Origin of the sequence: Variovorax sp. Root411 (assembly GCF_001425205.1) — a bacterium.
Taxonomy (GTDB): domain Bacteria; phylum Pseudomonadota; class Gammaproteobacteria; order Burkholderiales; family Burkholderiaceae_C; genus Variovorax.
The window spans coordinates 61,058-75,572 of the sequence record NZ_LMDW01000001.1; the positions used below are offsets into that span (position 1 = coordinate 61,058).

11 protein-coding genes are annotated in these 14,515 nt (G+C 66.6%); 3 read left to right on the forward strand and 8 right to left on the reverse strand.

Annotated elements, in window-relative coordinates; translation table 11 throughout:
* The first annotated feature begins 48 nt into the window (after nucleotides 1-48).
* Nucleotides 49-1,401: a zinc-ribbon and DUF3426 domain-containing protein gene (locus ASC92_RS00265; protein ID WP_056508977.1), complete on the forward strand. Its 1,353-nt coding sequence runs from the start codon at nucleotides 49-51 to the stop codon at nucleotides 1,399-1,401.
* Between the two features lie 60 nt (nucleotides 1,402-1,461).
* Nucleotides 1,462-2,364: a carbohydrate kinase family protein gene (locus ASC92_RS00270; RefSeq protein ID WP_056508979.1), complete on the forward strand. Its 903-nt coding sequence runs from the start codon at nucleotides 1,462-1,464 to the stop codon at nucleotides 2,362-2,364.
* Nucleotides 2,365-2,446: 82 nt separating this feature from the next.
* Here ASC92_RS00270 and ASC92_RS00275 read toward each other — a convergent pair whose 3' ends face one another.
* The 8 genes from ASC92_RS00275 to ASC92_RS00310 form a co-directional block, all read right to left on the reverse strand.
* Complete coding sequence (locus tag ASC92_RS00275; protein WP_056508981.1) at nucleotides 2,447-2,968, reverse strand: histone H1-like DNA-binding protein; 522 nt, start codon at nucleotides 2,966-2,968, stop codon at nucleotides 2,447-2,449.
* A gap of 196 nt (nucleotides 2,969-3,164) precedes the next feature.
* A complete protein-coding gene (locus tag ASC92_RS00280; protein WP_056508984.1) occupies nucleotides 3,165-4,367 on the reverse strand; it encodes a ribonucleotide-diphosphate reductase subunit beta in 1,203 nt (400 codons plus the stop codon).
* 185 nt (nucleotides 4,368-4,552) lie between these two features.
* Nucleotides 4,553-7,468 carry a ribonucleoside-diphosphate reductase subunit alpha gene (locus ASC92_RS00285; RefSeq protein ID WP_056508987.1) on the reverse strand — a complete coding sequence of 972 codons (2,916 nt, stop codon included), beginning with the start codon at nucleotides 7,466-7,468 and terminating at the stop codon, nucleotides 4,553-4,555.
* 349 nt (nucleotides 7,469-7,817) lie between these two features.
* On the reverse strand, nucleotides 7,818-8,441 hold the full coding sequence (gene ampD, locus ASC92_RS00290; RefSeq protein ID WP_056508990.1) for a 1,6-anhydro-N-acetylmuramyl-L-alanine amidase AmpD: 624 nt from the start codon (nucleotides 8,439-8,441) through the stop codon (nucleotides 7,818-7,820).
* Nucleotides 8,428-9,996, reverse strand: a complete 1,569-nt coding sequence (locus tag ASC92_RS00295) for a sigma-54-dependent transcriptional regulator (RefSeq protein ID WP_056508996.1) — start codon at nucleotides 9,994-9,996, stop codon at nucleotides 8,428-8,430. The genes ampD and ASC92_RS00295 overlap by 14 nt, the downstream gene beginning before the upstream one ends.
* A gap of 5 nt (nucleotides 9,997-10,001) precedes the next feature.
* Nucleotides 10,002-11,699, reverse strand: a complete 1,698-nt coding sequence (locus ASC92_RS00300) for a two-component system sensor histidine kinase NtrB (protein WP_056508999.1) — start codon at nucleotides 11,697-11,699, stop codon at nucleotides 10,002-10,004.
* The gene (locus ASC92_RS00305) at nucleotides 11,696-11,956 is read right to left on the reverse strand and encodes a PP0621 family protein (RefSeq protein ID WP_056509002.1); all 261 of its coding nucleotides are present in this window, start codon (nucleotides 11,954-11,956) and stop codon (nucleotides 11,696-11,698) included. The genes ASC92_RS00300 and ASC92_RS00305 overlap by 4 nt, the downstream gene beginning before the upstream one ends.
* Nucleotides 11,953-12,765 carry an inner membrane protein YpjD gene (locus ASC92_RS00310; protein ID WP_056509006.1) on the reverse strand — a complete coding sequence of 271 codons (813 nt, stop codon included), beginning with the start codon at nucleotides 12,763-12,765 and terminating at the stop codon, nucleotides 11,953-11,955. Before ASC92_RS00310 ends, ASC92_RS00305 begins: the two co-directional genes overlap by 4 nt.
* Nucleotides 12,766-12,949: 184 nt before the next feature.
* Here ASC92_RS00310 and ffh point away from each other — a divergent pair, with 184 nt between their 5' ends.
* Nucleotides 12,950-14,338: a signal recognition particle protein gene (ffh, locus tag ASC92_RS00315; protein ID WP_056511684.1), complete on the forward strand. Its 1,389-nt coding sequence runs from the start codon at nucleotides 12,950-12,952 to the stop codon at nucleotides 14,336-14,338.
* The last annotated feature ends 177 nt before the right edge of the window (nucleotides 14,339-14,515 follow it).

A 14,515-nucleotide genomic window follows, 5' to 3' on the forward strand; every position in this document is an offset into this window, starting at 1 on the left:
CATCGCGCCCCTCTTGCGGCGAGGGCGCAACCCTACAATCGCCCGGTCATGAGTCTCGTCACGCGCTGCCCTGCCTGCACCACCACCTTCAAGGTGGTGCGCGACCAGCTTCGCATTTCGGACGGCTGGGTGCGCTGTGGCCGGTGCAGCCATGTGTTCGACGCCACGCTCGATCTGCACGAGGCGCCGGATGGCGCTCCGGCGAATGCGTCGCTGCCGCCGCAGGGCGGTGGCTACATGCCGGGGCTGGTCGAGTCTTCCCCGGAGTCCAAGGCGGCGCCCGATTCGGAACACCGGCAGCCGGCGGAAGAAGCGGATTTCCTCGACAACGAGCCCGAGCAACAACCTCGGCACACGCCGCCACCGGAAGTTCCGGAATCTGCACCGTCGCCTGCGGCCGTGTCGGCTCCGCCAGCGCCGGCGTTCTCGCTGTCATTGCCCGAACACGGCATTGACGAACCGTGGTCCGACCTCGACGCCAGCGAGCCCGCGTGGAAGCCGCCGCCGAGCACGCTGCCGCCGTTTCCGAACATCGACCTGAATCTCGCTTCACCGCCCCCTGCGCCGTCACCTCCGGCACCACCGCTGCCCGTCGCCTCGGGCATCAAGACGCGCGCGCTGATCGAGCATGCGAGCATCGACGACGATGGGGAAGGGGAGCGCGAGCGGCAGGAGAAAGACCACGACCAGGTGCAGATGCAGAAGGCGCTGCGCCGGGCCCGCGCCAAGTCGGCCAAGATCGCGAGCGCCAAGGCCCGTGAGGAGCGCGCGGCCGCGAAGGCGCCGGCCGTGGTGGTGCAGGCGGAGAGCGAAAGCGAGCTTGGCCCTGCGTTCTCCTCGGACTTCGAACTGCCGGTGGGCCATCCCCTCGCAGACGAGGACGAGCTCGCCGAGAAGGCGCCCGGCTTCTGGCAGCGCAAGGGCGTGCGCATCTTGCTGATCTTGTTGGTGGTGCTCGCCGTACTGCTGCTCATCGTTCAGGTCATTCGCCATGAGCGCGACGGCATCGCGGCGCGCCAGCCGAACCTTCGGCCTGCCCTTGCGGCGCTGTGCCAGTACACCGGCTGCGAACTCGCGGCCCTGCGCCAGATCGGCGACATCGTCATCGAAGGCGCGGCCTTCGCTCGCGAGAAGAGCGGCGGCAACGACTACCGCCTGAGCTTCACCCTGCGCAATGGCGCGACCGTGCCGCTCGCCATGCCGTCCGTCGAACTCTCGCTGCTCGACACGCAGGAGCGTGCGGTGGTGCGCCGTGTGCTGATGCCGGCGGACTATGGCGCGCCGGCGGTGCTGCCGGCCCGCGCCGACCGCGCGGCCTCGCTGCCTCTGGTCTTGTCCGCCTCGGAGGCCGCGGCGCTGCCGCCCATCGCGGGCTACCGCGTCGAAGCTTTCTATCCCTGAGCGGCGGCGCCTGCCTGCACGCGTCCTTTACTTCCCCAATCTTTTACCAACGGTGCACCCATGGCAGCAGTGATTTGCGGTTCCCTCGCATTCGACACCATCATGACTTTCGAGGGCCGGTTTGCCGACCAGATTCTTCCGGACCAGCTGCACATTCTCAATGTGTCGTTCCTGGTGCCGACGCTGCGCCGTGACTTCGGCGGCTGCGCGGGCAACATCGCCTACAGCCTCAATGCGTTGGGCGGCACCGCGCTGCCCATGGCGACGCTCGGCAGCGACGGCGCGTCGTACCTCGAGCGCATGCGCTCGCTGGGCATCGACACGGGGTTCGTGCGCCAGCTCGACGACACCTTCACCGCGCAGGCGATGATCATGAGCGACGTCGACAACAACCAGATCACCGCCTTCCACCCCGGCGCGATGCAGCAGGCGCACATCACGAAAGTGGCGGCGCGGGACGACATCAAGCTCGGCATCATCGCGCCCGATGGCCGCGACGCGATGCTGCAGCACGCGGAGCAATTCGCCGCCGCCGGCATTCCGTTCGTGTTCGATCCGGGCCAGGGCCTGCCGATGTTCGACGGCGAGGCGCTGCGCCATTTCGTCGACCTTGCGAGCTGGGTGGTGGTGAACGACTACGAAGGCAAGATGCTGTCGCAGCGCACCGGCTGGAGCCTGGCCGAGATCTCGAAGCGCGTGCGTGGCCTGGTGGTCACGCTGGCGGCCGAGGGCTGCGAGGTATGGACCGATGGCGAGCGCGAGCATGTGCCTGGCGTGGTCGCGGCCGAAGTGGTCGAGCCCACGGGGTGCGGCGACGCCTGGCGCGGCGCGCTGCTGTTCGGCCTGGAAAAGGGTTGGCCGCTGGCGCAGTGCGCCGCACTGGGCAACAAGGTCGGTGCGCTCAAGATCGCGCAGCGCGGCCCGCAGAACTACGAGATCGACCGCAAGGCCTTGGGCCTCTGATCTTCTTTCTTCTGGAAGCTCCAGTAAAAAAGCCCGGCACCGCAAGGTGCCGGGCTTTTTGCCTTCAAGGCCGCTGAGAAACTCAGGGCTTGCTGGCCGTGGGAAACGGCCAGGCTGCCTGGGGATTCAGCGTCGTTTGCGCCGCAGGGGCAGGCGCTACGGCTGCAGCCTTGGCGGGTGCAGCGGCCTTGGGAGCCTTCTTCGCAGCAGGCTTCTTGGCAGCAGGCTTTTTCGCGGCTTTCTTGGCCGCAGCCTTTTTCGCAGGCGCCTTCTTGGCAGCAGCCTTCTTCGCAGGGGCCTTCTTGGCGGCTGCCTTCTTGGCAGGAGCCTTCTTCGCCGCCGCCTTCTTGGCTGGCGCCTTCTTCGCTGCGGCCTTCTTCGCCGGAGCCTTCTTGGCAGCGGCCTTCTTGGCCGGTGCTGCCTTCTTCGCGGCTACCTTCTTCGCAGGCGCCTTCTTGGCGGCTACCTTCTTCGCTGCGACCTTCTTGGCCGGAGCCTTCTTCGCAGCTACCTTCTTGGCGGGAGCCTTCTTGGCTGCGACCTTCTTTGCCGGAGCCTTCTTTGCAGCGGCTTTCTTAGCCGGCGCTTTCTTTGCAGTTGCCATTTCTATTTCTCCTTGATCAAGTTGAAAAAATCAACCTATTGAAGCACTCCACGCACGTTGGGTAGCGTGAAGCGATCCATGGCGTTGGAATCTGAGTCCAGCACCATGAACACCTGAGCCCTCGTCCATGCCGCGCTCTTCGGCGCGATCGGTGGCAAGGGCAATTCTTGAATTCATTAATTATTGTCGGAAAGATTCAATCCCAGGAGAGCGCACCACCCGACTGGTACTCGATCACGCGGGTTTCGAAAAAGTTGCGCTCTTTCTTCAGGTCAATCATTTCGCTCATCCAGGGGAAGGGATTTTCTTCGTTGGGGAAGAGCGTTTCGAGGCCGATCTGCTGCGCGCGCCGGTTGGCGATGTACCGCAGGTAGCCTTTGAACATGGAGGCGTTCATGCCGAGCACGCCGCGGGGCATGGTGTCTTCGGCGTATTTGTATTCGAGCTCGACGGCGCGCATGAAGAGCGCCTTGATCTCGGCCTTGAACTCGGTTGTCCACAGGCCGGGGTTTTCGAGCTTGAGCTGGTTGATCAGGTCGATGCCGAAGTTGCAGTGCATCGACTCGTCGCGCAGGATGTACTGGTACTGCTCGGCGGCGCCGGTCATCTTGTTCTGGCGGCCGAGCGCAAGGATCTGCGTGAAGCCGACGTAGAAGAAGAGACCTTCCATCAGGCAGGCGAACACGATGAGCGACTTGAGCAGCGTCTGGTCGGTCTCGTGGGTGCCGGTCTTGAAGAGCGGGTCGCTGATGGCGTCGATGAACGGGAGCAGGAACTGGTCCTTCTCGCGGATCGACTGCACTTCGTTGTAGGCGTTGAAGATCTCGCTCTCGTCCAGGCCGAGCGACTCGACGATGTACTGGTACGCGTGCGTGTGGATTGCTTCCTCGAAGGCCTGGCGCAGCAGGAACTGGCGGCATTCGGGCGCCGTGATGTGGCGGTAGGTGCCCAGCACGATGTTGTTGGCGGCCAGCGAATCGGCGGTCACGAAGAAACCGAGGTTGCGCTTGACGATGCGGCGCTCGTCTTCGGTGAGGCCGTTCGGGTCTTTCCAGAGCGCGATGTCGCGCGTCATGTTCACTTCCTGCGGCATCCAGTGGTTGGCGCAGGTGGCCAGGTACTTCTCCCAGGCCCACTTGTACTTGAACGGCACCAACTGGTTGACGTCGGTCTGGCCATTGATGATGCGCTTGTCGGAAGCCTTGACGCGCTGGGCGACGGGTGCTGCGGCACGCATCGTGTGTTGCTGCGCAAGCTGTGCAGTTTGCGCGAGCGACGAAGTCGGAGCATCCACCACACGGCCTGCGGGCGAACCGCTGGTCGATGCGTTGTGGTGCTGCAATCCTTGCTGCATATCCTTTGGTAAGGAGGGCTTGACTTCTTCGTCCCAGGTCAACATAGAAAAATCCAATGCTCAATTATCGGAGCAACGCGTGAGAGTTGCAAAGTGCTCGTTCACACCGTGCTCCATTTATGTGGTTGTTATGTTGCTCGCATGCGTCGCGCGGTGTCGGTCAATGCCTCGATCGACCGAACGCCGCGCGATTTTTTTCTTCGCACGCGCCTCGCTGATTCAGCGCCGAGTTACTGGCACGCTTCGCAGGTCGGATCGTCGACACCGCAGAACGCGATGTCGGTGGCGGGCATCGCGCTCATCTGTGCCTTTGCCGCAGCCGCCGCCGCTTCGAGTGCGCTCATGCCCGAGGGTGCGTCGTTGCCCGAGGACACCGCGTTGAGACGGCCCGATTGCACCGTCGATTTTTCGGCGTGCGTCGCGCTCTGCGTGCGCAGGTAGTACGTGGTCTTCAGTCCGCGCAGCCATGCGAGTTTGTAGGTGTCGTCGAGCTTCTTGCCCGATGCGCCGGCCATGTAGATGTTCAGCGACTGCGCCTGGTCGATCCACTTCTGTCGGCGCGCGGCGGCTTCCACCAGCCACGTCGTTTCGACTTCGAACGCGGTGGCGTAGAGCGCCTTCACGTCCTGCGGCACGCGGTCGATGGGACGCAGCGAGCCGTCGAAGTGCTTCAGGTCCATGACCATCACGTCGTCCCACAGGCCCAGGCGCTTCAGGTCGCGCACCAGGTAGTGGTTGATCACGGTGAACTCGCCCGACAGGTTCGACTTGACCGACAGGTTGCCGAAGCAGGGCTCGATCGAAGCGTCCACGCCGATGATGTTCGAGATGGTCGCGGTCGGTGCGATGGCCACGCAGTTCGAATTGCGCATGCCGTCGGACTTGATCTTCGAGCGCAGCGCGTCCCAGTCGAGGGTGGCCGAGCGGTCGACCTCGACGTAGCCGCCGCGTGCCTTTTCCAGCAGGTCGAGCGAGTCGATCGGCAGGATGCCCTTGTCCCACAGCGAGCCCTTGTAGCTCGAGTACTTGCCGCGTTCGCGGGCCAGTTCGGTCGAGGCCCAGTAGGCGTGGTAGCAGATGGCTTCCATCGACTCGTCGGCGAACTGCACGGCTTCCTGCGAGGCGTACGGAATGCGCAGTTCGTACAGCGAGTCCTGGAAGCCCATCAGGCCCAGGCCGACCGGACGGTGGCGCAGGTTGGAGTCGCGCGCCTTCTTCACGGCGTAGTAGTTGATGTCGATCACGTTGTCGAGCATGCGCATCGCGGTCGAGATCGTGCGCTTGAGCTTTTCCTGGTCGACCTTGCCATCCTTCAGGTGCTGCAGCAGGTTCACGGAACCCAGGTTGCAGACGGCGGTTTCGGTGTCGCTGGTGTTCAGCGTGATCTCGGTGCAGAGGTTCGACGAGTGCACCACGCCGGCGTGCTGCTGAGGCGAGCGCACGTTGCAGGCGTCCTTGAACGTGATCCAGGGGTGGCCGGTCTCGAACAGCATCGTGAGCATCTTGCGCCACAGGTCGGTGGCCTGCAGGGTGCGCGCGGGCTTGATCTCGCCGCGGGCGGCCTTCTCTTCGTAGGCGACGTAGGCCTTCTCGAAGTCGGCGCCGAACAGGTCGTGCAGGTCAGGCACGTTGGAGGGCGAGAACAGCGTCCAGGTGCCCTTTTCCATCACGCGGCGCATGAAGAGGTCGGGGATCCAGTTGGCCGTGTTCATGTCGTGCGTGCGGCGGCGGTCGTCGCCGGTGTTCTTGCGCAGCTCCAGGAACTCCTCGATGTCGAGGTGCCAGGTTTCCAGGTAGGTGCAGACAGCGCCCTTGCGCTTGCCGCCCTGGTTCACGGCCACGGCCGTGTCGTTCACCACCTTCAGGAACGGCACGACGCCTTGCGATTCGCCGTTGGTGCCCTTGATGTGGCTGCCCAGTGCGCGCACGCGGGTCCAGTCGTTGCCCAGGCCGCCGGCGAACTTCGACAGCAGCGCGTTTTCCTTGATCGACTCGTAGATGCCGTCCAGGTCGTCGGGCACGGTGGTCAGGTAGCAGCTCGACAGCTGCGAGCGCAGCGTGCCGGCGTTGAAGAGGGTGGGCGTGCTCGACATGAAATCGAACGACGACAGCACTTCATAGAACTCGATGGCGCGCGCCTCGCGGTCGATTTCATTCAGCGACAGGCCCATGGCCACGCGCATGAAGAAGGCCTGCGGCAGCTCGATGCGGGTCTTGCGCACGTGCAGGAAGTATCGGTCGTACAGCGTCTGCAGGCCGAGGTAGTCGAACTGGTTGTCGCGCTCGGCCTTCAGGGCAGCGCCCAGGCGGGGCAGGTCGTACTGCAGCAGCTTCTCGTCGAGCAGCTCGTTCTCGACGCCCTTCTTGATGAACTGCGGAAAGTAGTCGGCGTAGGCGGTGGCGCGCTCGACCGGCATCACTTCGCGGCCGATGATCTCCTTGAAGATCGTGTGCAGCAGCAGGCGCGCGGTGGCGAAGGTGTAGTCGGGGTCTTTCTCGATCAGCGTGCGGGCCGCGAGGATGGACGCCTTGTAGACCTCGTCGAGCGGCACGCCGTCGTACAGGTTGCGCATCGTCTCGGCGACGATCGGCGCGGCCGTGATGCTGTCGCCCAGGCCTTCGCAGGCGGACTCGATCAGGCCCTTGAGTTCGTTCAGGTCGAGTGCGACGAGCTCGCCGTTGTCCAGCACGTGCAGCGCGGGCGCGGCCGGCACGTCCTGTTCGCCCTGCTTCGAACGCTCCTGCGAGCGGCGCTCGCGGTACAGCACGTAGGCGCGGGCGATTTCATGGTGGCCGCCGCGCATCAGGCCGAGCTCGACCTGGTCCTGCACGTCCTCGATGTGGAAGGTGCCGCCGCCCGGACGCGAACGCACCAGCGCGCGAATCACACCCTGCGTAAGCACATCGACCGTTTCGCGCACGCTGGCGGAAGCCGCGCCCTGGGTGCCGTGCACGGCCAGGAAAGCCTTCATCATCGCGATCGCGATCTTGTTCGGCTCGAAGGGAACGACGGCGCCGTTGCGCCGGATGATCTGGTAGTGGGCGAGGTTCTGGCCGCTCGGGGAGCCAGCAGTGTCTCGCTGCTGTTGCAGTGACGTCGAGGGAACGGCACGCGGGGTCGATTGGGGGTTCAGGGCTGTTTGCATTCGCTTCCTCTCGGTTGGCAATTCTTGTTGGATGGCGACGCCTGGGTTGGGCGCAGCGCCGGTGTGAATGACCGGACGGAGGACACTATATCTAGGGTGCCGGGGGTCTACAAGCCACTACAGGTAGTGTTTTTCGGCAATTTTAAGTAGTAGGGGTAACTATCTAGGCGTCGACACGGCCGTCGATGCCGCGTGAACACTGGCCTATGGTCGCGCAACCCGCATGGAGCTTGGCTTGCAAGACGATTTGGGCCTGCAGGGCGCATGGTTGCTGCATTGCACGTTCGCAGTTTTCGCGTTGCTGCGCTGCACGAGCGGCGCATCGCGAGGCGCCGTGCGATTGAAAAAATTAGCGCTGCACCACCCGCGGCGGAAACATCTGTGGATTCCATCCGAGTTGTTCGCGCAGCAGACGCCAGTCGAAGCCAGCGCCCGGGTCCTGCTTGCGGCCCGGCGCGATGTGCTCGTGGCCGGCGATGTGCGCGATCGGATAGTGCTGCGCGACCGCTGCGCACAGGCTCGCGAGCGTCTCGTATTGCGGCTCCTCGAATGGCTGGCCTTCGAGTCCTTCGAGTTCGATGCCGATGGAGTCGTCGTTGCAGTTGCTGCGGCCGCGCCACGACGATGCGCCGGCGTGCCAGGCGCGATCGTCGCAGCTCACGAACTGCCAGAGCTCGCCGTTGCGGCGCACGTAGAAATGCGAGGACACCTCGAGCCCGCGGATCGACTGGAAGTAGGGGTGCGCGTCCCAGTGGAGCTGGTTGGTGAAGAGCTGCTGCACCGCATCGCCGCCGTATTCGCCGGGTGGCAGGCTGATCGAGTGCAGCACGATGAGGTCGGTCTGCGCGCCAGTCGGCCGGGGCCCGAAGTTGGGCGAGCGCAGCGCCTTCGCGAAGCGGTACCAGCCGGCTTGCCAGAGCCCGTCGTCGCCGTTGTTGGGAGCGCCGGGCGTGGGGGCTTCAGTCGTCGGCATGGCTGCTCGGACCATCTTCGCCGTTGGGCGTGGTGATGCCCAGCCGCGCGATGCGGTAGCGGATCTGGCGCAGGCTCATGCCGAGCCGTGCGGCGGCTGCAGTGCGGTTGAAGCCGCTCTCGTGCAGCGCGCGCACGAGGATCTCGCGCTCCTGCTGGTCGAGGTAGGCCTGCAGGTCGGAGGGCAGCGGCGGCGGTGCGGCCTTGGGTGGCGCGACCGGTGTGATCGGCAGCGGAGCCAGCACGGCAGCAGGCGCATCGGCGGCGGGCGACAGCGGGGCCGGTGCGGATGCCGCGGCTTCGACGGATGCGGTGAACCCGCCCATCAGGTCGAGGTGCAGCTCGTCGCCGTCGTTCAGCGCCACCGCGCGGTGCAGCAGGTTTTCGAGCTCGCGCACGTTGCCGTTGAGCGGATGCTGCGCGAGGCGGCGCAGCAGGTCGTCCGACAGGTGCGGCACCGGCAGTCCGCCGTCCTGCGCGATGCGCGACAACAGCGCGGCGCACAGCGCGGGCAGGTCCTCGCGGCGCTCGCGCAATGCGGGCACCGCGATCTCGATCACGTTGAGGCGGTAGAAAAGGTCTTGCCGGAAACGGCTGGCCTGCACTTCGGCATGCAGGTCTTTATGGGTGGCGCTCACGATGCGAACGTCGACAGCGTCTTCCTGCGTCGAGCCGATCGAGCGAACGCTGCGCTCCTGGATCGCGCGCAGCAGCTTCGACTGCATGGCCAGCGGCAGGTCGCCGATCTCGTCGAGAAACAGCGTGCCGCCGCGCGCGGCCTGGAAGTAGCCGTCGCGGTCCTGCGACGAGCCGGTGTACGAGCCCTTCTTGGCGCCGAAGAACTCGGCCTCGAGCAGGTTCTCGGGAATCGCACCGCAGTTGACCGCGACGAACGGGCCGTCGCTGCGCTGGCTGCAGGCATGCACCGCGCGCGCCACCAGTTCCTTGCCGGTGCCCGATTCCCCGCGCACCAGCACCGGCGCCATGCCGCGCGCCACCTTGGCGATGCGCGACTTGACGAGGCGCATGGGTTCCGAATCGCCCACGAGGCGGTCGAGCGCGGCGATGCCGGTGCTGGAGGTGGCCACCACTGCATCGCTGCTGCTGACGTTGTTGTTGACGGCGGGCGCCGCCTGCGCCAACTTGGGCGCCGGCTGCGGCGCGTGCCGCGCCTGCACGGCGGAGGCCACCACGGCGCGGAACTGCTTCAGGTCGACCGGCTTCGTGAGGTAGTCGAAGGCGCCGGCCTTCAATGCTTCCACCGCGTTCTCGGCGGAGCCATAAGCCGTCATCACCACGCAGCGCTCGCTGCGCTGGTCCTTCTGGATGCGGTGGATGATTTCCATGCCCTGTCCGTCGGGCAGCCGCATGTCGGTGATCACCGCGTCGAAGCGGCCGGCCTCCAGGTGCTCCCACGCTTCCGACACGCTGCCGGCGGCCTCGACGCGATAGCCCTCGCGCAGCAGCGTCAGTTCGTACAGCGTGCGCAGGTCGGGTTCGTCGTCGATGACGAGGATCTGCGCCGGCCGCTGGGTGGAAGGGGTGGAGTTGCTCACGGGCGTTATTGTGTCAGCCGGTTTTCGCTGGCGGTAAAGCTGACGAAGAATTCGTTGCCCTCGGGTCCGCCCGGCACCAGCGCGCGCCGCTCGTAGCCGATGGTGGCGCCATGCCGGCGGCACAGTTCGCGGCACAGGAACAGGCCGAGCCCGCTGGAGCGACTCTCGGACGAGAAGAAGGGCTCGAACAGGTGCCGCTGCACCGCCGGCTCCAGCGGCGCGCCGTCGCTCCACACCATCAGGCTCGGGCGGTTGCTGCCGCCGCGCTGCTGCGCGGTCAGCACCTGGATCGAGCCTTCGCTCTTGCCGGCGTAGCGCGAGGCGTTGTCCAGCAGGTTCACGATCAGCCGCCGCAGGTGCTCGGCGTCGAAGCGCACCTCGCTGCTGGGCGCGTCGAGCGACACCAGCACGCCCTTGCGCTGGGTCTGGCGCACCCATTCCTCGGCCAGCACCTGCACCGCGGGGTCGAGCACGACCTGCTCGCCGAGCGACAGCACGCGCTGCTGGCGCGCGCGCGAGACGTCGAGCACGTCGTCCACGATGCGCGCGAGCCGCTGCGCGTTGTGCTGCACCATGCTCGTGAGCTTGCGGTGCGCGGGGTCGGTCAGGTCTTCGTTGAGTAGCGCGCTGGCCTGCGTGATGGCGGCCAGCGGGTTGCGGATTTCATGCGCCACGGCTGCCGACATGCGGCCCATCGCGGCCAGCTTCTCGGTGCGGATGCGGGCCTCGAGCTCGCGCAGGTCCTGCAGGAACATCACGCACAGGCTGTCCAGGCGCTGCTCGCTGGTGGGCGTGAGCCGCGTGCGCACGCGCACCTCGCGCGCCGCGCCGCGCGCCTGTGCGACGGGGATTTCTTCCGTCTGCGGCTCCCGGCGCGCGAAGGTCTGGCGTGCCAGCGCGGCCAGCGCATGCCAGGCGGGCTGGGCATGCAGCGGAAACGGCAGCGTCAGCTTCGCCAAACCCTGGCCGAGGATCGCGTCGGCCGCCGGGTTGGCCGCATGCACCAGGCCTTCGGCGTCGATCACCAGCACGCCTTCGCTCAGGGTCTCGATCACCAGGTCGTTGACCTGCGCCTGCATCTGCGCGCTGCTGCGGCTGTGCTGCGCCACGGCTTCCTCGCGCGCCAGCCGGCGGGCCATTTCGTGCGCGAGCAGCGCCACCACGAACAGGCCGGTGCCGGTGAGCGCCGCCTGCACGAAGCGGCCCGACGAATCGACCGGCTGCTGCAGCCAGTGCCAGCCCGCGTCGGCCAGCAGCAGCAGGGTGACGGTGGCGGTGGTGCCCAGGCTCACGATCATGGTGCCGAGCACCGCGCTCATGAGCACCGGCAGCGCGAACAGCGGCGTGTAGTTGACGTTGCCGCCCTGCAGCACCTGCAAGGCAGTGAAGGCGGCCAGGTCGATGCCGATGGTCAGCAGCCAGAGCGCGGTGAAGCCGCGGATCGGCGGCTGGACGCGCCTGTAGCTCATGCCCAGCCAGGTCGCGACGAGGTACAGCGCCGAGATGGCGATGGCCACCGGCTGCATCGTCTGCCCGATGGCAAGGGCCACGCCCTGCAGCAGCATCAGCACCAGCGCGACGAAGCAGCGCGCCCCCATGAAGCCGCGCCAGAGCCGGATCAGCGCCGTGCTCTCGTCCGGGTGCTGGTCGAGCACGTCCCAGTCGGTGACCGGCTCGCCGCGCGACCAGAGGGAGGAGTTCATTGCGCGGCGGCGGCTTCGCGGTGCGCAGCGCTGCAGTAGACCGTGCCGCCGGGGCCGGAGATGGCATCGGTCGCTGGCAGGTGCAGCCCGCAATGAGCGCAGCGCACCATGGCCTGCGGCGGGCCGGGCGGAGTGGCGGCGCGTTGCTGTGCCTTGGCCGCGCGCTCGCGCATGGCGTCGCGCATTTCTTCGCGCCGGTTCTTGCGCCAGAGCCAGATCGCGACCCAGAGCACCGCGAGAACGAGGAGGTATTTCATACGGGAGGCCGGGCCAGCACCACTTCGAGCACGAAGCGAGAGCCGACGTAGGCCAGCAGCAAAAGGGCGGATCCTGCATACAGCACGCGCCGCGCCGTGCGGCCGCGCCAGCCGAAGCGGGCCCGGCCGGTCAACAGGATCGCGAAGGTGAGCCAGGCGAGCACCGAGAAGGTGGTCTTGTGGTCCCACTTCCAGACACGGCCCGCGGCGCCGTACAGCTGTTCGCTGAACAGCAGGCCGGCCAGCAGCGTGGCCGATAGCAGCACGAAGCCGGCGGTGACGAAACGGAAGGTGAGCCGTTCGAGCGTGAGCAGTGGCACGCCGCCTTGCGGTTCGGCGGTGGCGAGACGAATCTGCTTTTCGGCGCGGGTGATCAGCCAGGCGTGCACGACCGCGGCGCCGAACAGACCGTACGAGGCGATGCCGAGCGCCAGGTGCAATGGCAGCCACGGCGAGGCCGTGACGTGCAGCGGCGTGCCCGGGAACAGGATGGCCAGCAGCACCGCGGCCGCGCCCAGCCAGGCCAGCGCGCGCCGTACTTTCAATTGGGGATACATGCGGCTTTCGACCGCGTAGACGGTGAGCACCAGCCACGCGGTGACCGACAGGGCGGGCGCGAAACCGAAGCGCGGCTCGCTGCCGATGAGGCCGTGGGCCAGCACGGCGGCATGCAACAGCCATGCAATGCCGAGCGCCCACTGGGTCGATTGGCGGCTCAGTCTTGCGCCGGCAGCGGCGACAAAACCGTAGGCGACCGCGGTGGCGATGCCCAGCGCCACGCCGAGTGGGGAGGGGATCGCTAAAATCATCGGCTGGAGTTTATCTCCCCCAGGCTTGCGCACTTCGTGCCGCAGTGCCAACCCCCTCACCGGGGGGCGGCACCGGAGGCCCGGCACAGCCGGTTCCCGGCGTCTCGCGAAGGGGCGCAAGCCACCGATCCAGGTACACGACTTTCCAATGACCCGCCGCGGCGGGCAGCAAGGCATCCCGCTCATGGCCACCGCCCTCACAGAAAAGTTCTCCCGCCTCGTCAAGACGATGAGCGGCCAGGCCCGCATCACCGAAAGCAACGTGCAGGACATGCTGCGCGAAGTGCGCATGGCGCTGCTGGAAGCCGACGTGGCGCTGCCCGTGGTGCGCGACTTCGTTGCGCGGGTGAAGGACAAGGCGCTCGGCCAGGAAGTGCTGGGCTCGCTCAAGCCGGGCCAGGCGCTGGTCGGCATCGTGAACCGCGAACTCGCCGCCACCATGGGCGAGGGCGTGTCCGACATCAACCTCGCGGCCCAGCCTCCGGCCGTGATCCTCATGGCCGGCCTGCAGGGCGCCGGCAAGACCACCACCACCGCCAAGCTCGCCAAGCACCTGATCGAAAAGCGCAAGAAGAAGGTGCTCACGGTGTCGGGCGACGTCTACCGCCCCGCCGCCATCGAGCAGCTCAAGACCGTGACGAAGCAGGCCGGCGCCGAATGGTTTCCGAGCACGCCCGACCAGAAGCCGCTGGACATCGCACGCGCCGCGCTCGACCACGCCAAGCGCCATTATTTCGACGTGCTGCTGGTCGACACCGCCGGCCGCCTCGCGATCGACGAAGTGCTGATGACCGAGATCAAGCAGCTGCACGCGGCGGTCGATCCGGTCGAGACCCTGTTCGTGGTCGATGCGATGCAGGGCCAGGACGCAATCAACACCGCCAAGGCCTTCAAGGAAGCGCTGCCGCTCACCGGCATCATCCTGACCAAGACCGACGGCGATTCGCGCGGCGGTGCGGCGCTGTCGGTGCGGCAGGTCACGGGCGTGCCGATCAAGTTCGCAGGCACCAGCGAGAAGATCGACGGCCTCGAGGTATTCGATGCCGAGCGCCATGCGGGCCGCATCCTCGGCATGGGCGACATCGTCGCGCTGGTCGAGCAGGTCACGGCCGGCGTCGACGTGGCGGCGGCGCAGAAGCTCGCCGCCAAGGTCAAGAGCGGCGCGGGCTTCGACCTGAACGACTTCCTCGGCCAGCTGCAACAGATGAAGCAGATGGGCGGGCTCTCCAGCCTGATGGACAAGCTGCCCACGCAAATGGCCGCCAAGGCGACCGAGGCCGACATGACGCGCGCCGAGCGCGACATCCGCCGCAAGGAAGGGATCATCCAGAGCATGACCCCGCTGGAGCGCCGCAAGCCCGAGCTGCTCAAGGCCACGCGCAAGCGCCGCATCGCGGCCGGTGCCGGCGTGCAGGTTCAGGAGGTGAACCGCCTGCTCAACGAGTTCGAGCAGATGCAGGGCATGATGAAGAAGATGAAGGGCGGCGGCCTCATGAAGATGATGAAGAAGATGGGCGGCATGAAAGGCATGGGCGGAATGGGCGGCCCCGGTGGCCCGAAGCTCCCGTTCTGAGCGAACGCCACACGCACACATATATAAGAAGGCCCGCCGGTTCGCACCGGCGGGCCTTCTGTCTTAAGGGCTGCATTTCGTAGACCTGCTGCGCCTCGACGGCTTCGTGTGCGCCAGCGCGGTCTGCGTGCCCGCCATGAAAAAAGCCGACCCTGAGGCCGGCTTCGGGGCGCTGTG